Source organism: Paraburkholderia sp. BCC1876, from assembly GCF_902833695.1.
Classification (GTDB): domain Bacteria; phylum Pseudomonadota; class Gammaproteobacteria; order Burkholderiales; family Burkholderiaceae; genus Paraburkholderia.
On sequence record NZ_CADFGI010000007.1, the window covers coordinates 282,058 to 301,708 of the forward strand.

Sequence of the window (19,651 nt, forward strand, 5' to 3'; positions counted from 1 at the left end):
CCTGATTCTATTTTTTCAACATATCGGGAACCGCTTCACCCTCGCAAGGGCCTTTTCCGCGATCCTCGTCATCCTTACCACCAACAATTCGACCAGCTCGCCGGTCAACGTAGGCTGGTTGGATACCCTTCGCTTCCAGTTTGTGCACGGCGTCCGCGACGGCTGCTTTGGCTCGCTTCAAAAATTCAGGGCTGGTCATGTAGCGGCCTAGTTTGTCGGCTGGCATGACGGCTTCTCCTTCTTGTCCTGTTCCGACCGGTCGTACGTCGGTGTAAATCCCCGCCTTTCCAGTTCGCACACGGCATCCTCGACAACCTCGGCCGCACGATCGAAAAATTCCTTGCTGATGATGTACCTGCCCAGTCTCGAATCAGGCATGTTGCTCTCCTGGCTGCATTCCGTACCTCCAAGGATACGCCGACGCACCGGAACCTCGAAAGCATGAAATCATGGCCGGGCCGACACAGGCGCGACCAAATAACCTCAAGCGCGGCGCAGGATGGGACGGAATTTTGCCTCATTGGAGCCCTTCGGACGATGCGCCATCTCCGAGCCTAGGCCGACTATCGCCAGCGGTACCATGAGGCTATCTCGGCGGCGGAAGCCACCCAACCGGTACCGCCGCACTATTCCGTCACACTGGCAGCACTTTTGCGCCTCCGATGGCCGCTTATGACCTCACGGGCGAACTACTATGCCTTTCGCGACCGATCGACCGCATGAACGCGTGCGCGTCAGACCCATCAGGGGGTGATGGCACACACGGCCGCTGCCGGCCAGCTACACTGACTGCTGTACCCCGACCATGCAGGCTTTCCTATGAGCACCAAGGCGACTCTCGCATATCATCAATCCGAGGCTGGTGAACCGTCCTGGCACTTCTACGAAGAAGTGTTCGAGGCAGGCGTTGTCTATCTGGAACTGCGAGGCGTCAGCGTGGAACTGCACACGCGCGAACAAGGCGGCGCTGACGTGGTGGTGCGTCTTCCCATCGAGACAGCGAAGCAGCTCGGATTGCATACCAACGTGCCGCCCGATCGGTGGGAACGCGCGTGCGATACCGACAAGTGATAGGGGCGCCCATGATCGAACGCAAATTGATCGGCTTGGCGACTGCCATAGGGGCGGCTGTGTGGCTCGCGCGCGCCGTATTTTCCCGATCCGAACGCCGCAAGCTCGACGCCGCCATGCAGGCGCTCGACAACACGGATTCTTCTCGTAATGACATGCCCTGCGTCTAAGGCAGGTCCGGCGGCGGTCGATGCGAAGCTGACCCGCAAGCTCAATAGAATGAAAGTCGAACTCATCAGGGGGTACGTTGGCACGGCGTTCGCGCTGGCGTGTGTGAAGTACACGCACTGGTGACAAGACGGCTATACAAGGGAGATGCCGTGCATGCTCGAATATCAGGATAGGACTGTGCAGGAGGTTGCCGCCTGCACGTGCGATCGCTGCCAGCGGCACATGACGCCCGACGATCCCGATTGGCACGAAAAACTGTCGATCGCGTACCGGCGTGGCTTCGAATCGATTTTTGGCGACGGCTGTGAGATCGGCATCGATCTGTGCCAGGAGTGTGTTAAAGAGACGTTGGGGGCTTGGCTGCGAATTACGCCGCCTGGCGCCGACATCTCAGACAGCCGCCACGATGAAAGATGAGCGGAGCGCCCTGCCCTGCTGCGCCAAGTGCCCGTAATCGAACGCGACGGCTGCCCGAGTTATATGCGACTGCGCGATGTTCCGACGCCGTGGAAGGACGCGTTTCGTGCAACACGTCGCGATTCGGTCTGCCCTGTCATTGATGACGAGGGCGATTGTGCATGGGCTTGGGATCATGCGCACCGGGCACTTAGTCGCTTCCCCGCTAGGTGGATGACGGGCTCCGGTGTGATTTTCAAGTCGAACCTGACGCGGAGTGCCATACCCAGCGTCACAGCATCATCTGTCTCAATGAGGAACAATGAAGGAATGGCTAACAATCGCCCCGGCGTGGGCTCCGAGCGCGAACCTTGAAACGCCAGTCGAGCCGTCCGGCATAGTTGCCTCGATTGGAGGGTCCAGCCGGAACGTCGCACCCTGAATTTGCAACTGGTCCCACAGAACCTCGTGTCGATCGTTGACCTGCTTGACTTCCTTGCCGATGAGTTTGCTTCCAGCCGGGATGACCACGTTTTCGAAATAATCGTAAACGTTCGTGCTCACCATACCGATGACTACTCCTCCAGGGGCCGGATCTGCAGTGTTTAACGCCACTTGGATGATCGTCCCGGACGCCACTTCGTACGGCTGAGGCTTCGTTGCCTTCAGAATCACGGGCTCTTCTTGCTGCAGCACCTTTGGTACTTGCGCTTGCGCGTAGCCGAACAATAGGAGCATTGCAGTGCATGCCAAGAGCCGTTTCTGAACCATTGTTCTTTCCTCGATAAATGAGCTTGATGTTAACGTATGACGAATCCATCGGCATGATAGCAGCGACACAGCGGGCGCCCAAGCACCCTCCTCCGTCCGGAAACGTCATTGAACACGCGCGACCCAATAACCTCCGGCATGCTCGGAATAATTTTTGGAATATTTTGTTGTTCGTTTTGTAGTTGGCCGCTATCATGGCAGCCATGTCATCCGAGTGAGTGTTGCTATGCCTTTCATCGCCGAAGAAGAAGTGCGCAAGGTAGTACTCCCTTATTTCGCTGATTTCCAGCACATCTATACTTCGGCGTGGAATGACTGGCTCGCCAGTCCAGTCGCGTCGCGGATGCAGCACAAACGCGTGCGTGCAAACCTGATGTGGAATCAATTGATCTCACACGCCAAGGTGAAATTCGACCGGCACCCTGCCGCGCGCGTCGAAACATTGCGCAATTGGGACGGGGTGCTGATCGACGAGCGAATTTTTATCCGCATGAAGAAGGCAGAAGGGTCGCTTCTGTCTCGCAACTATCCGACGCAGGCCGCTCTGGCGTTCCACGATCAGATTCAGGATCTTTTCGGCGGGATTGCCAGATTGGAACTGCTGTATGTGCTCTCGAAAGACGAAACCGAGATCGAGCAAATCGTACTGGTGCAGCGACACAAGAAGCAGATCCTTTGGAAAATCGACGTGCATGGCGAGTCGGGCACCGACACGCAAACGGTAATGCCGTTTGCCCCGTCCCCGACAATGGACGGAGTGGCAGTTGCCGAACGCGTTATCAAGCCGAAAACAGATGGATCACAGAAAGATGGAACTCAAGACAGGACAGCCGCTGGCGGAGACATTCCGACCTGAGCTTGTTTCACTGCGCAGGCGGATGCTCGGGCTCGGACAAATCCAACTCGCTGAGCGAGCCGGAATTGCGCAAGGAACACTCTCAAAGCTTGAACAGGGACTTCGGCCGGCTACGGACGATGTAATAGAGAAATTGGGCGCCGCGCTGGATTGCCCGGTTTCTTTCTTTTGCCGTACGGAGCGTGTATACGGCGCGCCGCTGAGCGCGCACCCAATGTTTAGGAAGCGGGCGGCGACAGGACAAAAGGTGATCGACAAATTGATCGCCGAGGTCAATGTCCGCATTGGCCATGTCAGAACTTTACTGGAAAGCGCTGATATAGCACCGGAATTGCCGTTCCCGCACTATGACCTTGATGATTTCAACGGGGACGCGGCACAGATAGCACGCAATGTTCGTCGCGCCTGGTACATGCCGACCGGCCCCGTTAGTAACTTGGTCGAGTATGCAGAAAGAGCAGGATGCATTGTCGCCTTCTGTGAAATGGCAGACGCTGGCGTGGACGGCATTAGCTACCGCGTCGCCGGGCTTCCCCCGTTGATTTTTTTAAACAAAAATCGACCGGCCGATAGGCAGCGCTTCTCACTCGCGCATGAACTCGGACACCTTGTGATGCACGACTATCCGACCCCGAGTATGGAAGAGGAAGCAGATCAGTTCGCGTCCGAGTTGCTCATGCCAGCCGACGACATTGGGCCGTACCTTGGCAATCTGACGTTGGAAAAAACGGCCTATATGAAACCGTTCTGGAGGGTGTCGATGGCCGCCTTGATCGTCCGCGCGACCTCGCTGCATCGGATCGACAGCAATAAATCACAATGGCTTTGGCGACAGATGTCGAGCCGGGGTTATCGAACTCAGGAACCGCCGGCCTTGGATTTCCCAGCGGAGCAGCCTTCCGTTATGAAGGGCCTGATTGACAACCTCACGAACACTCTCAGCTATTCGCAAGACGACCTTGCGGCCGCACTCCACTTGCATTTCGATGAATTGGCTCGACTATATGACCTGCAGCCGCAAAGCGGGCTAAGGTTGGTAATTAAAAACAATAGAACCCATACCCCGGCTGCGGGCATTCTGCCATCACAAAAATGATCGAAATGCGCAAAGATATGAATAAAAATAAACCAGTGATCTTGGTTTCATGCGTAGCAAAAAAGCGGAGCCTTTCGATAGAAGCGAAGGATCTCTATTTGTCTGACCTGTTCGATAAATCACGGCAATTTGCAGAAATTTACGGGGAAAAATGGTTTATCCTGTCTGCGAAACATGGTCTTCTTGATCCAAACGAAATCATCGCGCCCTACGACGTTACGTTAAAAAATATGTCTCGTGCCCAGCGTCGGACTTGGGCGATTGGGGTCGTAGAATCGTTGGATAAACATATCCACAAAGATCAACCGATCATAATTCTGGCTGGCGAATATTATCGCGACGATATTGAACCAATGCTCAGCCAAAAAAAATTCGATGTCAGCGCACCGCTAGTTGGACTTCCTATCGGCAAGCAACTTCAGGCACTCGGACGATTGGTCCAGAACGCAGAGATGGTGGCAGATCAAGATCGTTTCTTTAAGTTAATCGATAAGCTTTCGAACGCTAACAGTGGATATCTGCGTTTTTCGGATTTTGAAAGTAAATCCGTATCTTCCCGTGGGCTATATTTTTTTCTAGATCCAACTGAATTAAGACGCTTCCCAACCATGAAGAACTCAAGGGTTGTCCGGATTGGTACGCATGCTGTTAGTGAGGGTTCAAAATCAACACTTTGGCAAAGACTTAAGGCACATCGCGGAACTGACGACAGAGGCGGCAGCCATCGCTCATCCATATTTCGATTACACGTTGGGCATGCGATCCTTTCGTCACGCAAATTTTCTCAAGACAGTTGGGGAATTGGGGAAACCGCATCAAAAGAAACGCGGGAGACAGAAAAATGGCTTGAACACGAGGTTTCAGATTATATTCGCGAGCTTCACGTTCTTACGCTACCTATACTAGACCTACCTGGCCCAGACAGCGATCGCTCATATATTGAGAGAAATTCGATAGCATTATTGAGCGGCCAAGGTACTACCAGCACCCCCGGCAATGAATGGTTAGGAAATGCTAGTAAAATGCGGTCGATCAGGGAAAGTGGATTATGGAACGTAAATTACGTCAATGACCGCTATGACGATCGTTTTTTGGATGTACTTGATGAACTAGTGGAAAGAGCGATAACTGGAAATGTTTCGCCAAATAGCATTTCCCCCGAGAACTGGCGAGCCACTATGCAACACGGATTAATCGGCCAAAAAACCCTTTTCGACTCGTAAATATGAATGCGAAAAATGAACTGAGGAATACAGTCTCCCAGCGAGTTCTCGAACGCTATCCTCGTGAAATAGTTCACATGCGCGAGCAATTTAAGCGCGAACAGTTCGGTTTAGTTTTTGGTGCCGGGATTGGACGGGACCTCGGCTTCCCGATCTGGAAGGAATTGTTAAAGCGCATAGCACACCATGTGGACGTGACTGGCCAAGAAATTTTCAAGAAAAACGAAAACAATAGCACGCTGTTAGCACAACAGCTATTTCAACGCTATAAGAGAACAAAGCAGCTGGATGTCAACAATGCGGCGGATACAAGCCGTATGCTCGAAATGAAGATCAGAGCCGGGTGGCGCAAAATTGTGCGTGACTGCCTCTATCAAGACGTTCCTTCTTCCATCGAAGAGATACTCAAAAAAGACAGATATTTGCTTTCCTTTGCTCCGATTATGAGCAAAATGCCGCTTACCGTTACCTATAATTTTGATGATGTCCTCGAGCGACTTCTAAAAAGCGTGCAGCCACCAGAAGCAGTTTCCAAGGGCTCCCGTACCTTTTGGAGCGGAAACGTACAACTGCATCCGAAAAACGGGGGTGTGATTTACCATCCGAATGGCTACCTACCATCGCAAGTAAGTGAACGCCCCAGCGACCATTTGGTTTTTGCAGAAGACTCGTTTGCAGATCAATTGATTGACAGTATGGCTGGCCATTACGCGTCCTTGGCGACACATTTTTCACAAACGACATGTTTATTAACTGGATTGTCATTAGATGATCCGACACTAAAACATCTGTTGCGAGCCACGGCGAATTCTTTCCCCGGTCACTTTCATTACTACATCAATTTCGTTAGCGATCCGACCGAACAGGTAGCGGAGTGCGATCAAGCCCAGGCGGCAGCCAATTTTGAAGTATTTAATTTAATCACACTAAACCTCACGGCAGAGGAAATAAGTGCACTGGCGCAATTGATCTCAGCGAGCGACGACGATTTTTCCGGATTTGCCGAGGAGCATATAAAGCACCAGTCATTTAGATTCTTTGTTGTTGGCTCCGTTGGCGCAGGGAAAAGCACAACCGTCTCGCACTTCCGAAGCATGCTAACTCAGGACGAGTGGACAGAAGAGCGCGCTCCGGGAATGGAGAAAGCTGCTGACTTGCTGACCCCGGAGGAGACTGCCGCGATTGACGAATGGGTTGCTTCACAAGTTGCAAAAAAAAATCTAAAACTTTTGCAAACAAGTGGGCATGGAATACATGTAATTGATCGCGCACCATTGGATGCATTCGCTTTCACTCCGCCAGATGGATGGTCAGAGAAAGCTAAACGGTTAGTCGCTGCAGTATCTCCCGGTACTTTTAAGAAAAGGGAGCTTGCTGCGGGTCATGTTATTTTCTTAAGAGGCGACCCAGAGGTAATGGCCCAGCGTGCCGTTTCGTTAAGTAAAATCCAGTCTGCTGAAAAATTAAATCAACAACAATCTGAGTTACTTCATATTTATGATCGCCTGTCTCCAAAGGAAGGCTTCACTATAATTGATACTGTAGGCAAGACCGTTACCGAAGTCGTAAGGGAAGTTGCAGATATTATTTTTCGCAAGCCTTATGAAGAGGCAAACCTACAACGGCGGCTTGAAGAAATTGAAAAAAAGGGGTATGAGTCATGAATGTGCAGAAACCAAATCTATATTTGGCAGGGCCACTCTTCAGTGACGCCGAGAGATCATTTAACTCCTATTTGAAACAAACGCTAAATTTATATTTTAGCGTTTACCTACCCCAAGAGGACGGGGCATTGATGCCAGATCTTCTGAAAGTGGGCCATAGTTTTGACCACGCAAAGAAAATAGTATTTAAGAACGATCTTAATGCGGTAAGGCAATGCGACGTCCTTTTCATTGTCCTTGACGGACGATCAATCGACGAAGGCGCAGCCTTTGAGCTTGGGGTTGCTTATTCGCTAGGGAAACCATGTATCGGCTTCCAAACCGATTTCAGACGGCTATCCAGCTTCGGAAACAATCCAATGATTGACGGAGCCCTCGACACCACGTTTACCGCATTGCATGAGGTTACCAGCTGGGCCAAGGAATATAACTTTCTACAACGCCAGCCTCAACGCGGGCATAGCTCCTAGCCCTTCGCCTACGTGCGACCGAGGTGACAAGGCCGCACTTGCTGACAGATGCGTCGTCAAAGACGCATCAACGACGCATTGAATATCGAGAGAAGCAAGCCTCTTCTCAAACAATGCACGTTCGACGCATTGACGACGCATCGGTGGTCCCGTGCTCCGCAACGTCCGTGATCAAGCCGGCTTCTGGCCACGTCGTTTGGCGCTGGCGATCTTGAACCGCGCGAGCCGATCAACCTTTGGCGAATGCTTAACGGGCCGCGACGCTTCAACGGCCAACGCGTTGATTCGACCGCCCTTTCCCCCATGTACCGCACGGCCGTATTTCCCGATCGAATAGTCGCTCAGGTGTCCCATGATTTTGGCTGCCTCTTCCAGCGATAGGTCAGGATCACTCTTGAGGTCCGATGCCAGTTGATGCCGGAAACAATACGGGCTGACTCGTGTCCTCATTTTTGGGAACACTCTCCTCCCAAGTTCGACCACACTGTTGTAGAGGTAGTCAGCATCGTGCGCAATCACACATCGGGCAACGCCAGTTGTCGTCGCGGCATTCATTGCGCATAACCGCAGGATGCCCAGCGCTGAAATCGTGGCCTCATCGTTCGCCCCCGTTCTGAATGCGTAGCGGCGACGCGGCTGCCCTCGCTCACGCTGCCCAGCATCAACACATTTTGCCCCCGCGATTTCAAGCACGAGAAGGTTGTCACGCCAAGCAACGGACACTCCGTTTTGAATCTCGCTCGGACGACATCCCGTCAGCCACAATAAAGCCATCGCCGGCAGCAACTGTGGCCGCGATTGTCGCCAGTCGAGTTGAGATGCCCGTTCCCACATGTCGTCACGCCAAGTAGGTGGCAGCGATTTGAGTGCCGACTTTTTAGTTTTCCCCATTCGCTTCGACTCCGTATTGAACTAGATTGCGAGGTGGCTTGGTGACTCGTGGGGCGCGATTTCTGGACAGTTGGAAATCTGCTGAAAACCACCCCGAGTCACTTCGCGCCTCGACCCCTGAGGGGTGTGGGCTTGGCAATTTCCGGGCACAACTCGCCATGCCTTTGCATGTCTGAGTTGCACCCGAAAACCGCCAAGCCCCCTCTTGTCCGACATGACTTTCGGACAAGAGTCCGACTTGATTTCGGCACAGAGGAAATCGCCCTTCCGCTGGAAACGAACATGGAATTGAAGACTGCCTTGATCTGGTTTCGACCGTGTGAGGTTGCGGCCCGAGAACCGCTGATGTACCGGGGTGATCGTTGATTCCGCGCCCGCCCGTGGACGGCTGCGCTGCCCACCCCGCTGGGGCGTGGACAGCGCCGGCTCGCTGGCCGGCGTCCCGCACCCGACCACCGGCTTCCCGCGAGCATTGCCTGCGGCCTGACGCGCCGCGATGCGGCTTGCCCCAGAGAGAATGTCAATCGACCAATGCCCCCTTCTCTGCAAGCTAAAGTCGTCGATCACCAACGCTCCATTGCGCGCGCCGTCGCGCCCGGATCGAGTCGCACGGGGACCCGCGTCATGGACGCGGGGAGAGCGGCGGCCCGCCGAAGGCGGGCGATCCGGCTGGGCGATCATGAACGGGCGGTGTTTCGGCAGCGGTTGATCGCGCGCCGCAGGCGCGCATTTGTTCTTTTTCATAACGAGACGGGCGAACCCAATGAAGAGTTTTGTGGACGTTTTCCACACCGCGGCGACGGTTTACAGTTAAAGAAGGGTTAGTAAACGGTTAGCATCATTGGAGATCGGCCGCCCAGCCCCTATCCACAAGGGGTTAAGAAAAACGCTGGTCGGGCAAAGGTCATGTTCCCGCCGCTCAAAGGTCACACTCCGGTCGGCTAAAAGTCATACCCAGTCGGCCAAAGGTCATACCCGGGTCGGGCAAAGGTCATACTGCGAAATCATCCGCTGATCAGATCCCTGTTGAAGCGTTCCACCTTCACGAGACCGTTCGGCTCGAGAGACCAGTCTTTCAAAAATTTGACCCGTTTGAGTTCGTCCAACGCGATTTTGACAAGTTCACGCAGATGCTTATGTTTGGTAGTTGTCAGCCCAGCCCCCGCCTTGATCGTCTCAAGCTTGATCGGAAACGGGATCTCATGGCTGGCGAAGTAACCATGTAACCAGGTCGCGAGTCCGTCGGGCAGATCGAGTCGCTGTTCCCACTCAACCCGCGTGAATTGGCCTTTTGCTCCGTAGAGCTCTACTAATTGCGACGCCAACTTCACCTGGTATCGCTTGAGCGCTGTGCCAGTGCGCGGATCGCGCCACTCGAATACCGGAACCATAGACACGGCCTTGCCGTCATCGCTACCGTCCAGGCGCTTAGCTATCACCTGCAGCGACGTCGCCTGCATCCGAGTTAGACAATCGCGCAGACGCGTATAGCTTTGGCTTTTGACCGGCCATCCAATCGCCAAGAGAAACGAACGCGCGGTGAACTGCACAGTGTCACCAAGCGGCTGCAACTTCGCAATCTGGATCAACTGAAGCCAAACAGTCTCATCGTCTTGCCTGAGTTCTTCGCCGGTATAGGTCACTCGACCCTCACCGATCACGTATATCTCGTACTGTCTCAGGTACTCGCGTTTCAGGCTTCGGTTGCGAGCGTTGAATAGTGCCGACCGAAATATCTCGTTCGGCAGCGCCCGGCACGTCGCGGGCCAGAACGGAAGCATTGACTGTCGGGCCGCATCGGCAAAGGCTGTTACCGCGTCAATCTTCGACGCCTTCTCACGCTCCCGCGCAATTTGCGCATTCGATTTATGCACGACGTCGGGAAATCGGGAAAGAATTATGTCGCCCTCACATCGCATCGAGCCAACGGCTGACCGATGACGCCTCGTCGAGTGCGAGCGATCGTTGGTGTCGGACGCGCTCGTGACGGTAGACGGTTGTTCCTCGCCACATTCGCCAAGGTCATCAAGCAAGATCAAATCGCGCATCGGTAGATGAATCAAGTGGTGCTTTCAACGCTCTTCCGAGGGCGACCTATCCGACGAACGTTGTCAGCGCGGACGATATCGGTCGGCAGAGCGGGAACGCGACCGCTGTTAATCGGGTCGTCCGATGCTTCGGATCTACCTGCGTCACCGCCAAGCAACCAGTTGCGAACAGTACCGACCCGCCACCTATTCAGCTTCCGATCGGGGAATGCAGTAGCTGGCAACTGCCCACGGCACTTCATCACCGTGATGTTCCGCTCCGATGTGCAGATGAGGAGCGCAAGCTCGCGAGAGTCGATTAACGCGGCTGCGTCCATCTTCGCGAACAGAATACGAAAGTCCATGCGAGCACCTGTAGTCACGGGAAATTTGCTGTATCTTTCTCCCGTGAACACGGCCCGTCTAAGGCGAATTTTTGCCAACTTAGCGCGAACATGAAAACAGACCTAACCCAACAGCGACGCATTGCAGCGCAGGCATTGGCTGAAGAGGCCGTCGAGTTCGGACATGTCCGAGGCATCTCCAGAGTCGTCATCGAGGAAAAGCTCGGACTCCACGGCAACCCGCTCGGACAACTCTTGAGTGAGTACTTGCGAGGAGAGACGGCGCCTAGCCTGGCAGGTCTTCAGCGTGTTGAGAACAGGCTCGCGGCATGGGTCGGACGCGACGCACGCGCGATCCAAGTCGCAGAGTTTGATCCGTCCTTCGATCGCTTTTACGAGCACACGTGGGATGACGAAAGTCACTGCGAGGTGGAGCGGTATTCTGACAAGGCCCCGCCGCTCAGATTGATCAAGCTGGCTGACGCGGCCCCGGGCGTAACGTCAAGGGAACTGCGACGGAAAATGTCGGAACCGGATTGGCCGTTCGTCCAGGTGACGGCTGATGGCACACCATTGCGGCCGCGATGCGACCCACCAGCGGGGCAGTCACGTGGCAAACATGCTGCCGGAAAATTGCCGGAATGGCAGTGTGATGCCCAGCAAGATTCAGCAGCGGCCAGCAATCAAAGTCCTTGCAATGACGAGTGGCTGGACGTAATCTTAAGCAAGTTGGTTCGCAACGGTTCCGGCTTTTAATCCGTTGGTCACAGGTTCGAATCCCGTACGGCCTACCAAAAGATTCAAGGGCTTGCACGCGTCAGCGTGCAAGCCCTTTTCTTTTTAGCGCGCCGTTTCGCCGCCCTCCGCATTCATTCCCCCGAATAGTTCGCCACCTCACAGACGGCGCGAGTCCCCCGCTCGCATGATCATTTCACGACGCCAGTAGAGCGCTCGAAAAAAGACCACCAGACAGGGCTGCCGGGCACAAGACCCGCGGCCCAACCGCCCAGGGGGGCGCCCATGAAAACTCCAAAAGTAATCTGGGTAGTAGTTTTGACAGGTTTAACGATCTCAATCGGAACGGCGCACGCTCAGGAAGTCTTCCTCGAGGGCGGTACGCTCGGCGTGGGTATCGGCGCGGCGCTGAATGTGACGTCGTGGTTCGGCATGCATGCGGACTTCAACGCGATCAACTTCTCACACAACTTCACAGTGGGCGGCAATCGCTACGACGACGGTGTGCGTCTTCGCCAGGGCGGCATCTATGGGGATCTGTTTCCGTGGACGAGCAGTGGCTTTCGCATCACCGCCGGTCTTCGCTTCACGGACGACGAGGTCAGCGGCAATTCCGTTCCCACCAACGGGACCTACACCTTCAAAGGCAAGACCTCGCAAGCCTTTCCGGGCGAATACGCGACGGCCACCGTGAAGTACCCGACAGTCATGCCGTACCTGGGCGTGGGCTATGGTTTGCGTCCGGCAGCCAAGGGGTTCGGCCTGGTCGTCGACGTAGGCGTCGCTTATGGCTTACCGCGGTCTTCGTACACGCTGTCGCCGGCACTCGCCCAGGCCGCGGGGCCGACGATGAGCCAGGAAATTGCCGCAACCGGCTTACAGCAACTCCGGGATAAGGCCTCGTCCTACCGGTGGTATCCGACGCTGCAGATCGGTGTCTCGTACCACTTTTGATTAAACACCGGAACCGGAACCCGGCACTTTCCCACACGCAACGTCAACGCCACTGACAGAACAAAACCAAGCCTGAATCTGATTATTTATTGAGACGTAAAGACGTGCAATGATCGCCGCCGGTCCAGCAAAACACGCTGAGAAACCCGATAGCAAAAGCTTCGGCAATGCCGCAAACCCTGCGCCTTCATTCCGTCGACATGTCCAATTTTCTGTTCGGTATCCTCTCGAACTTTGCGCTGCTGGCAATCGTACTGATTGCTTGCCGCGCGTATAACCGCCTCACGCCAGGCGCTGCGCTCAATGGTGCCCGCGTCTTTGTCGCGTTGGAGTTAGCCGCGTTGCTGCTCGACACCGTATTGACCTTTCTGGTGTTCGCCGATGCACCGAACCGGTACGCCCCGTTCTGCACGCCCACGGCGTTTTTCAAGCGCGTCGGCGCATATGGGCTTGCCGTGCTTGCCGCATTCGCGTGGCACTACGTAGCGTGCCGCACACGCCCCAGGAGAACTCGCGCGGGCAAGACACTCGTGATACGCACCTCGCCGTATTCGGAATCGCATCTGCCGATGTAATTCAGCGCAGCACCGGCGCCATCGCGTCGACGCACCGCTAAGGTGTCACCTGCCGCCTGCCGCGTCCTCACACGCAACCGCCAGAATCTCCGTTGTTCTCCGCCAACCACCAGGCATAGACGTCGCAGACACACCTGGAACGGTCCTTGCGGATGCGCGCGCCGTCACCTATAACTTCCGAAGACCGCGTGTTACCGTTCGCGCCCGTCGCCGGGCACTTGCCGCTGTATTGCGCCACAGCCGTTCAATCAGTAGAAGGCAACCTACCCAACGAGGAACATCTTGGATCTCGAAACCGTACGCGTGTTCATCATGACCCGAGGCATCGACCTCGGCACCAAGGTCCTCGGCGCGATCGTCCTGTGGATCGTCGGACGCTGGCTCATCGGCCTGATCACCGGCCTGCTGCGCAAAGTGCTGGCGCGCAACGGCAAGGTCGACCCCACGCTCGCGCATTACCTCGCCTCGATTCTCGGCGCACTGCTGAACCTGCTGCTGATCCTCGCGATCCTGCAGGTGTTCGGCGTGCAGACCACGTCGTTCGCTGCCCTGCTCGCCGGCCTCGGCCTCGCGATCGGCACTGCGTGGGGCGGCTTGCTCGCGCACTTCGCGGCGGGCGTGTTCATGCAGGTGCTACGGCCATTCAAGGTCGGCGATTTCGTTACCGCAGGCGGCGTGACCGGCACGGTGTCGGAATTGGGCCTGTTCGGCACGACCATCGTGACGCCGGACAACGTGACGACCATCGTCGGCAACAACACGATCTTTTCCGCCACGATCTCGAACTACAGTGTGCTGCCGGTACGGCGCGTCGAGTTGACGGCGAAGATCGCCAACGGCGTCGATCCGACCGACGCGATGAATCGCCTGAAGGCCGCCATCACGCAGATTCCGAACGTTGTCGAGAGCCCCGCGCCGGACATCGAAGTACTGAGCTTTACGCCGGAAGGCCCATTGTTGTGCGTGCGGCCCTATACAAACAATGCCAATTACTGGCAGGTCTATTTCGACACCAATCGCGCGATCATCCAGACGTTCAAGGAGGCCGGCTATCCGACGCCGGAAACGCCGCTCGCGCCGCGCGCGGTGACCTGATCGATCGGGCGCATAAGGACGACAGCGCCGACCATCAGGCCGAAGCGTTCTACGCGCTGCCCGGCAACCTGGGCAACGCATCCGCTGGATTCAAAAGCACAAACAAAAACGGCGTCGCGAATCGATTCGCGACGCCGTTTCTTCATGCGCTGATACAAGCGCGCGACGGATCTCAGCGGCTACCCGCCTTGGCCCCGTTCCTACGAAACATCTTCCACAGCGCACCGAGCACGACCGGCACCACAGCCGCGCCGATACCCACCAGCACGATCACATTCAGATACTGGCGGACGAAACCGATGTTGCCGAAGAAGTAGCCGAGCAACACGAGCAACAGCACCCAGAACAACGCACCGGCCACGTTGAAGAACTGAAACCGGCTGACCGTCATTTCCGATGCGCCCGCAACGAACGGCGCGAAAGTTCGCACGACCGGAATGAAACGCGCCAGCACGATCGTCTTGCCGCCGTGCTTCTCGTAGAAGTTATGGGTTTTCTGCAGCGCGCTGCGATCGAGAAAACGCTCGAGCAGAGGTATGTGCGAATTGAACACGCGCGGTCCGATGGCCCGCCCGATCAGATAGTTGAGCGTATTGCCGCCCACCGCCGCGACCAGCAGCAGCACGATCAGCAGACCGAGATTCATCTCGCCGGTCGCGCAGAACGCACCGCCGATAAACAGCAACGAATCGCCCGGCAGAAACGGCAGAACGACCAGGCCCGTTTCACAGAACACGATCAGGAACAACACGGCGTAGACCCACGCGCCGTACATGTGAATGAACTGTCCAAGGAATTTGTCGATGTGCAAGACCAGATCGACGAAATGTAGCAGCGTATCCAAGAAGCGTCCTTTACTAAACGTATCAAGCGAATATGAGCGCGGCGTGAGGCCGTGCGACCGTGCGGGCAACCCCGCAGGCGATGATGCCCGGCACGAGCCTACCGCCGGAAATTGACCGCGTCATGATACCGAAAGTGCCCGGCGTCGATTAAAAAACTCCGGGACTTCAGCGCGCCTGGGGCTCGCCGCGTCGAATCGCTATAATTTCGCCATGTCCGAAATCTCCGAAACGCCTGACGGCGCCGCCGCTGCGGCCACCACGGCTGGCATTGCCGCCGCCGCGCCCGCCCCGCGCCCGTTGCGCGCGATCCTGCCCCTTCCCGATCAGCTGATCAGCCAGATCGCCGCCGGCGAAGTGGTCGAACGGCCGGCCTCGGTGGTCAAGGAGTTGCTGGAAAATGCCCTTGACGCGGGTGCGCAAACGCTGCGCATTCTACTCGACGAAGGCGGCGTCAAACGCATCTCGATCACCGACGACGGCTGCGGCATTCCCGAGAACGAACTCGCGCTTGCGCTGATGCGCCACGCGACCAGCAAGATCCGCTCGCTCGCCGAACTCGAAGCGGTCGGCACGCTCGGGTTCCGCGGCGAGGCGCTGGCTTCGATCGCATCGGTCGCGCAAATGTCGATCACGAGCCGCACCGCCGACGCGCCGCATGCCGTGCGCGTCGACGCGCAAACCGGCGTGCTGAGCCCCGCCGCCGGCACCCAGGGCACCACGATCGAAGTCCGCGAGCTGTACTTCAACACGCCCGCGCGCCGCAAATTCCTGAAAAGCGAGCAGACCGAACTCGGCCACTGCCTGGAGCAGATTCGCCGTGCGGCATTGGCGCGGCCGGACGTCGCGATTTCGGTGCTGCATAACGGCAAGGCCGTCGAGCACTGGAATGCCACCGAACCGCCTGCGCGGGTCGCGAAGATTCTCGGCGAGACGTTTGCGACCGCTCATCTGCCGCTCGACGAATCCGCCGGACCGCTGGCCGTCTACGGTTGCGCGGGGCTGCCGACCGCGAGCCGCGGGCGCGCGGATCAGCAGTATTTCTTCGTGAATGGCCGCTTCGTGCGCGACAAGCTACTCACGCACGCCGTGCGCGCCGCTTATGAAGACGTGCTGCATGGCGACCGCTATCCGTCGTACGTGCTGTTTCTCGATTTGCCGCCTGAAGCGGTCGACGTGAACGTGCATCCGTCCAAGATCGAAGTGCGGTTTCGCGATTCGCGCTCGATCCACCAGTTCGTGTTTCATGCCGTGCAACGTTCGCTGGCGCGGCACGCGGGGGCGTCGCCGGAAACCACGGCGGGTGGGCACGCGGCGCACCTGGAGCCGGCTGTGGGCGGCCCGGCTTCGTTCGGCGCGACGCCGCTCGGCGGTGCGGGGTTTGGGAATGGCGGCAGTTTTGCTGGTGGCGGTTTCGGCGCAGGTGCGAGCGCCGGCGTTGGCGGTTTTGCCAGCGGCGGCAACGGCAGCAGCGGCTTCGGTCCCCTCCAGTCCGGCAACACATGGATGCGCCAGGCGCGCATGACGCAAGGCACATTGCCGGTCGCACAACCGCTCGCGTTCTACGACGCCCTGTTCGGCCGCAAAGACCCCAACGCCGGCACGACCGAAGGCGCCACGCTCTTCGAAGCGCGCGACTCAGCCACTGACGCACCGTCGCCGTACAACACGTCGGCGTACACATCGCCCGGTTTCAACGCGGCCGACGAACAACCGCTCGGCTTCGCGCTCGGCCAGATTCACGGCATCTACGTGCTGGCGCAGAACGCGCACGGGCTGGTGATCGTCGACATGCACGCCGCCCACGAACGCATTCTGTACGAGCAGTTCAAGAACGCGCTGGCCGACCGCTCGATCTCCGTGCAACCGCTGCTGATTCCGCAGAGCATGCAGGCCGATCCGATCGAAATCGGCACCGTCGAAGAAGAGCGCGACACGCTCGACGCCCTCGGCTTCGACCTCGCCGTGCTATCGCCGACCACGCTGGCGATCCGCGCCGTTCCCGCGCTGCTGAAAGACGCCGACCTGCCGGCGCTAGCGCGTGCGGTGCTGTCCGATCTGCACGCGTTCGGCGGCTCACGCGTATTGACCGAGCGTCAGCACGAACTGCTCGGCACGCTGGCGTGCCATCACGCGGTGCGCGCGAACCGGCGTCTCACGCTCGACGAAATGAACGCGCTACTGCGTCAGATGGAGGCGACCGAGCGCGCCGATCAGTGCAATCACGGGCGTCCTACGTGGTATCAGTTGACGCTGTCCGATCTCGATCGGCTGTTCATGCGCGGGCAATGATCGTGCGCTTGATGACGTCGCTTCAACGCGGGCGGGCGCGCCCATGAGTTCGAACACCGCAACGCCGATCCCTTGTCTGCTGGGCCCGACCGCGTCCGGCAAAACTGCCGCCGCGCTTGCACTGGCCGCGCGACGGCCGGTGGAAATCATCAGTGTCGATTCGGCGCTGGTGTATCGCGAGATGGATATCGGCACCGCCAAACCGACCGACGACGAGCTCGCGCTGGCGCCGCATCATCTGATCGATATCGTCGATCCCACCGACGCCTATTCGGCCGCGCAATTTCGCGCCGACACGTTGCGGCTGACCGGCGAGATTCACGCGCGCGGGCGGCTGCCGCTGCTGGTCGGCGGCACCATGCTGTACTACAAGGCGCTCACGCAAGGCCTGAACGACCTGCCCGCCGCCGACGCCGACGTGCGCGCCACGCTCGACGCCGATGCCGCTCGCGAAGGCTGGCCGGCCATGCACGCGCGGCTTGCGGCCATCGACGCGGTCACTGCCGCGCGCCTCGCGCCGAACGACTCGCAGCGGATTCAACGCGCGCTGGAGGTGTTCATGCTGACGGGCCAGCCGATGTCGGTGCTGCTAGCCGCCCCCGCCCGGGTGGACGACGCCGCCGCGCAATGGCGCTTCATGCCGATCGCGCTCGAACCATCGGACCGCAGTTGGCTGCATGCGCGCATCGAGACGCGCTTCGACGCGATGCTGAAGAGCGGTTTCATCGACGAAGTGGTGAAGCTGCGCGAACGCGGCGATCTATCGCCCGAGATGCCGTCCATGCGCTGCGTGGGTTACCGGCAAGCCTGGGAATATCTCGACGGCGTGGTTGATTACCCGACAATGCGCGACAAGGGAGTCTTTGCGACCCGGCAATTGTGCAAGCGGCAGCTCACGTGGCTACGCGGCATGACAGAGCGGGTGGTGGTGGATTGCTGCGATCCGCACGCGACGGCACGGGTGCTTGAAGCGATTGAAGTGTTGCTTTGAAACGTGGGAATTTTAAGTTTGAAGCCTTGAGGTTTCAAACTTCAAACCCGCGCGGCGCGTGCTAATCACACGCCACGCAGGCTACCTGCCTTTAAACCACAACCGTCTGCGCTTCACCGGCCGCGCTTTCGCGGATCACGCCGATCTTCCAGACCTGCTCGCCCGCTGCCGACAGCAAACCGATCGCCGCATCGGCATCAGCCGCCGACAACACGACCGCCATGCCGATCCCGCAGTTGAACACGCGATGCATTTCCGCATCCGCCACGCCGCCGTGCTTTTGCAGCCACGAGAACAGCGGCGGCAACGGCCAGCCGCGGTGATCCAGCTCAGCCGTCAGGCCTTCACGCAGCACGCGCGGAATATTCTCGACCAGCCCGCCGCCGGTGATGTGCGCCATGCCCTTCACCGTGATCTGCTGCATCAACGCCAGCAGCGGCTTCACATAGATATGCGTGGGCGCCATCAGCGCGTCAGCCAACGAGCGGCCGTCGAAGTCCGCGTTCAGGTCCGGCTGCGCGCGCTCGATGATCTTGCGCACCAGCGAAAAACCGTTCGAATGAATCCCGCTCGATGCCAGACCCAGCACCACGTCACCCGGAGCGATCGTGCTGCCGTCGATAATCTTGCTCTTTTCGACCGCGCCGACCGCGAAACCGGCCAGATCGTACTCGCCGTCCGGATACATGCCCGGCATTTCCGCCGTCTCACCGCCGATCAACGCGCAGCCCGACAGTTCGCAACCTTGCGCGATGCCCTTCACGACCGTGGTCGCCGTATTGACGTCCAGCTTGCCGCACGCGAAATAGTCGAGGAAGAACAGCGGCTCGGCGCCTTGCACGAGAATGTCGTTCACGCTCATCGCCACCAGATCCTGGCCGACGGTGTCGTGTTTGTTCAGTTGAAACGCGAGACGCAGCTTGGTACCGACGCCGTCGGTGCCGGACACGAGCACCGGCTCCTTGTATTTCTTCGGCACTTCGAACAGCGCGCCGAACCCGCCGATGCCACCCAGCACGCCGTCGCGCATCGTCTTCTTGGCAAAGGGCTTGATCGCGTCGACCAGGGCGTCACCCGCGTCCATGTCTACGCCGGCGTCGCGATACGACAAACCTTGGGCCGAATCAGTTGAATTCGGGGCGGATTTCGGTTGATTCATGGGGAAGAGCTCGAAGGTCGGTAAAATG

The 19,651-nt window shown here is 57.7% G+C and carries 20 protein-coding genes; 14 read left to right on the forward strand and 6 right to left on the reverse strand.

What is annotated here, in order from left to right:
* Positions 1-7 precede the first annotated feature (7 nt).
* Positions 8-226, reverse strand: a complete 219-nt coding sequence (locus tag HWY05_RS25125) for a hypothetical protein (protein ID WP_176059968.1) — start codon at positions 224-226, stop codon at positions 8-10.
* 593 nt (positions 227-819) lie between these two features.
* Between HWY05_RS25125 and HWY05_RS25130 the strand changes: the two genes are divergently transcribed.
* From HWY05_RS25130 to HWY05_RS25140, 3 genes are all read left to right on the forward strand, one after another.
* Positions 820-1,071, forward strand: coding sequence for a hypothetical protein (locus HWY05_RS25130; protein WP_176059969.1), 252 nt, complete (start codon positions 820-822; stop codon positions 1,069-1,071).
* A gap of 11 nt (positions 1,072-1,082) precedes the next feature.
* Positions 1,083-1,241, forward strand: coding sequence for a hypothetical protein (locus HWY05_RS25135; protein WP_176059970.1), 159 nt, complete (start codon positions 1,083-1,085; stop codon positions 1,239-1,241).
* Between the two features lie 154 nt (positions 1,242-1,395).
* The gene (locus HWY05_RS25140; protein ID WP_176059971.1) at positions 1,396-1,659 is read left to right on the forward strand and encodes a hypothetical protein; all 264 of its coding nucleotides are present in this window, start codon (positions 1,396-1,398) and stop codon (positions 1,657-1,659) included.
* A gap of 288 nt (positions 1,660-1,947) precedes the next feature.
* On the opposite strand, the gene HWY05_RS25145 is transcribed toward HWY05_RS25140, so the two are convergent.
* Positions 1,948-2,409, reverse strand: a complete 462-nt coding sequence (locus tag HWY05_RS25145; RefSeq protein ID WP_176059972.1) for a TrbI/VirB10 family protein — start codon at positions 2,407-2,409, stop codon at positions 1,948-1,950.
* Positions 2,410-2,563: 154 nt separating this feature from the next.
* On the opposite strand from HWY05_RS25145, the gene HWY05_RS25150 reads away from it, so the two are divergent.
* From HWY05_RS25150 to HWY05_RS25170, 5 genes are read left to right on the forward strand one after another with little or no spacing between them, the layout of a single operon-like run.
* Positions 2,564-3,265 carry a hypothetical protein gene (locus HWY05_RS25150; protein ID WP_176059973.1) on the forward strand — a complete coding sequence of 234 codons (702 nt, stop codon included), beginning with the start codon at positions 2,564-2,566 and terminating at the stop codon, positions 3,263-3,265.
* Positions 3,219-4,361: an XRE family transcriptional regulator gene (locus tag HWY05_RS25155; protein WP_176059974.1), complete on the forward strand. Its 1,143-nt coding sequence runs from the start codon at positions 3,219-3,221 to the stop codon at positions 4,359-4,361. The genes HWY05_RS25150 and HWY05_RS25155 overlap by 47 nt, the downstream gene beginning before the upstream one ends.
* A gap of 17 nt (positions 4,362-4,378) precedes the next feature.
* Positions 4,379-5,584 carry a DUF6884 domain-containing protein gene (locus tag HWY05_RS25160; RefSeq protein WP_176059975.1) on the forward strand — a complete coding sequence of 402 codons (1,206 nt, stop codon included), beginning with the start codon at positions 4,379-4,381 and terminating at the stop codon, positions 5,582-5,584.
* Between the two features lie 2 nt (positions 5,585-5,586).
* Complete coding sequence (locus HWY05_RS25165) at positions 5,587-7,248, forward strand: SIR2 family protein (protein ID WP_176059976.1); 1,662 nt, start codon at positions 5,587-5,589, stop codon at positions 7,246-7,248.
* Positions 7,245-7,718, forward strand: a complete 474-nt coding sequence (locus tag HWY05_RS25170; protein WP_176059977.1) for a nucleoside 2-deoxyribosyltransferase — start codon at positions 7,245-7,247, stop codon at positions 7,716-7,718. Before HWY05_RS25165 ends, HWY05_RS25170 begins: the two co-directional genes overlap by 4 nt.
* A 171-nt stretch (positions 7,719-7,889) precedes the next feature.
* Here HWY05_RS25170 and HWY05_RS25175 read toward each other — a convergent pair whose 3' ends face one another.
* Positions 7,890-8,609: a site-specific integrase gene (locus HWY05_RS25175; protein ID WP_176059978.1), complete on the reverse strand. Its 720-nt coding sequence runs from the start codon at positions 8,607-8,609 to the stop codon at positions 7,890-7,892.
* A 1,004-nt stretch (positions 8,610-9,613) separates the two neighbouring features.
* Positions 9,614-10,657, reverse strand: coding sequence for a plasmid replication initiator TrfA (gene trfA, locus HWY05_RS25180; RefSeq protein WP_176059979.1), 1,044 nt, complete (start codon positions 10,655-10,657; stop codon positions 9,614-9,616).
* Between the two features lie 434 nt (positions 10,658-11,091).
* Between trfA and HWY05_RS25185 the strand changes: the two genes are divergently transcribed.
* The 4 genes from HWY05_RS25185 to HWY05_RS25200 all read left to right on the forward strand — a co-directional run bounded on the left by HWY05_RS25185 (position 11,092) and on the right by HWY05_RS25200 (position 14,339).
* Positions 11,092-11,736, forward strand: coding sequence for a hypothetical protein (locus tag HWY05_RS25185; RefSeq protein WP_176059980.1), 645 nt, complete (start codon positions 11,092-11,094; stop codon positions 11,734-11,736).
* 264 nt (positions 11,737-12,000) lie between these two features.
* Positions 12,001-12,669, forward strand: coding sequence for a hypothetical protein (locus HWY05_RS25190; protein WP_176059981.1), 669 nt, complete (start codon positions 12,001-12,003; stop codon positions 12,667-12,669).
* A 167-nt stretch (positions 12,670-12,836) separates the two neighbouring features.
* Positions 12,837-13,244, forward strand: a complete 408-nt coding sequence (locus HWY05_RS25195) for a hypothetical protein (protein ID WP_347880811.1) — start codon at positions 12,837-12,839, stop codon at positions 13,242-13,244.
* 282 nt (positions 13,245-13,526) lie between these two features.
* Positions 13,527-14,339 carry a mechanosensitive ion channel family protein gene (locus tag HWY05_RS25200; RefSeq protein ID WP_035553228.1) on the forward strand — a complete coding sequence of 271 codons (813 nt, stop codon included), beginning with the start codon at positions 13,527-13,529 and terminating at the stop codon, positions 14,337-14,339.
* A gap of 172 nt (positions 14,340-14,511) precedes the next feature.
* Here the strand turns inward: HWY05_RS25200 and HWY05_RS25205 are convergent, their stop codons facing one another.
* The gene (locus HWY05_RS25205; RefSeq protein WP_176059982.1) at positions 14,512-15,183 is read right to left on the reverse strand and encodes a VTT domain-containing protein; all 672 of its coding nucleotides are present in this window, start codon (positions 15,181-15,183) and stop codon (positions 14,512-14,514) included.
* Between the two features lie 211 nt (positions 15,184-15,394).
* On the opposite strand from HWY05_RS25205, the gene mutL reads away from it, so the two are divergent.
* Together mutL and miaA are read left to right on the forward strand one after the other, a co-directional pair.
* Positions 15,395-17,473 carry a DNA mismatch repair endonuclease MutL gene (gene mutL / locus HWY05_RS25210; RefSeq protein ID WP_176059983.1) on the forward strand — a complete coding sequence of 693 codons (2,079 nt, stop codon included), beginning with the start codon at positions 15,395-15,397 and terminating at the stop codon, positions 17,471-17,473.
* Between the two features lie 43 nt (positions 17,474-17,516).
* Complete coding sequence (gene miaA / locus HWY05_RS25215) at positions 17,517-18,464, forward strand: tRNA (adenosine(37)-N6)-dimethylallyltransferase MiaA (RefSeq protein WP_176059984.1); 948 nt, start codon at positions 17,517-17,519, stop codon at positions 18,462-18,464.
* 91 nt (positions 18,465-18,555) lie between these two features.
* Here the strand turns inward: miaA and purM are convergent, their stop codons facing one another.
* Positions 18,556-19,623, reverse strand: coding sequence for a phosphoribosylformylglycinamidine cyclo-ligase (purM, locus tag HWY05_RS25220; protein WP_176059985.1), 1,068 nt, complete (start codon positions 19,621-19,623; stop codon positions 18,556-18,558).
* Positions 19,624-19,651 lie beyond the last annotated feature (28 nt).

Coding starts and splice junctions, on each gene's coding strand:
- HWY05_RS25125 (WP_176059968.1), bottom strand. CDS start 226: ATGCCAGCCGACAAACTAGGCCGCTACATGACCAGCCCTGAATTTTTG.
- HWY05_RS25130 (WP_176059969.1), top strand. CDS start 820: ATGAGCACCAAGGCGACTCTCGCATATCATCAATCCGAGGCTGGTGAA.
- HWY05_RS25135 (WP_176059970.1), top strand. CDS start 1,083: ATGATCGAACGCAAATTGATCGGCTTGGCGACTGCCATAGGGGCGGCT.
- HWY05_RS25140 (WP_176059971.1), top strand. CDS start 1,396: ATGCTCGAATATCAGGATAGGACTGTGCAGGAGGTTGCCGCCTGCACG.
- HWY05_RS25145 (WP_176059972.1), bottom strand. CDS start 2,409: ATGGTTCAGAAACGGCTCTTGGCATGCACTGCAATGCTCCTATTGTTC.
- HWY05_RS25155 (WP_176059974.1), top strand. CDS start 3,219: ATGGAACTCAAGACAGGACAGCCGCTGGCGGAGACATTCCGACCTGAG.
- HWY05_RS25160 (WP_176059975.1), top strand. CDS start 4,379: ATGAATAAAAATAAACCAGTGATCTTGGTTTCATGCGTAGCAAAAAAG.
- HWY05_RS25165 (WP_176059976.1), top strand. CDS start 5,587: ATGAATGCGAAAAATGAACTGAGGAATACAGTCTCCCAGCGAGTTCTC.
- HWY05_RS25170 (WP_176059977.1), top strand. CDS start 7,245: ATGAATGTGCAGAAACCAAATCTATATTTGGCAGGGCCACTCTTCAGT.
- HWY05_RS25175 (WP_176059978.1), bottom strand. CDS start 8,609: ATGGGGAAAACTAAAAAGTCGGCACTCAAATCGCTGCCACCTACTTGG.
- trfA (WP_176059979.1), bottom strand. CDS start 10,657: ATGCGCGATTTGATCTTGCTTGATGACCTTGGCGAATGTGGCGAGGAA.
- HWY05_RS25185 (WP_176059980.1), top strand. CDS start 11,092: ATGAAAACAGACCTAACCCAACAGCGACGCATTGCAGCGCAGGCATTG.
- HWY05_RS25190 (WP_176059981.1), top strand. CDS start 12,001: ATGAAAACTCCAAAAGTAATCTGGGTAGTAGTTTTGACAGGTTTAACG.
- HWY05_RS25195 (WP_347880811.1), top strand. CDS start 12,837: ATGCCGCAAACCCTGCGCCTTCATTCCGTCGACATGTCCAATTTTCTG.
- mutL (WP_176059983.1), top strand. CDS start 15,395: ATGTCCGAAATCTCCGAAACGCCTGACGGCGCCGCCGCTGCGGCCACC.
- miaA (WP_176059984.1), top strand. CDS start 17,517: ATGAGTTCGAACACCGCAACGCCGATCCCTTGTCTGCTGGGCCCGACC.
- purM (WP_176059985.1), bottom strand. CDS start 19,623: ATGAATCAACCGAAATCCGCCCCGAATTCAACTGATTCGGCCCAAGGT.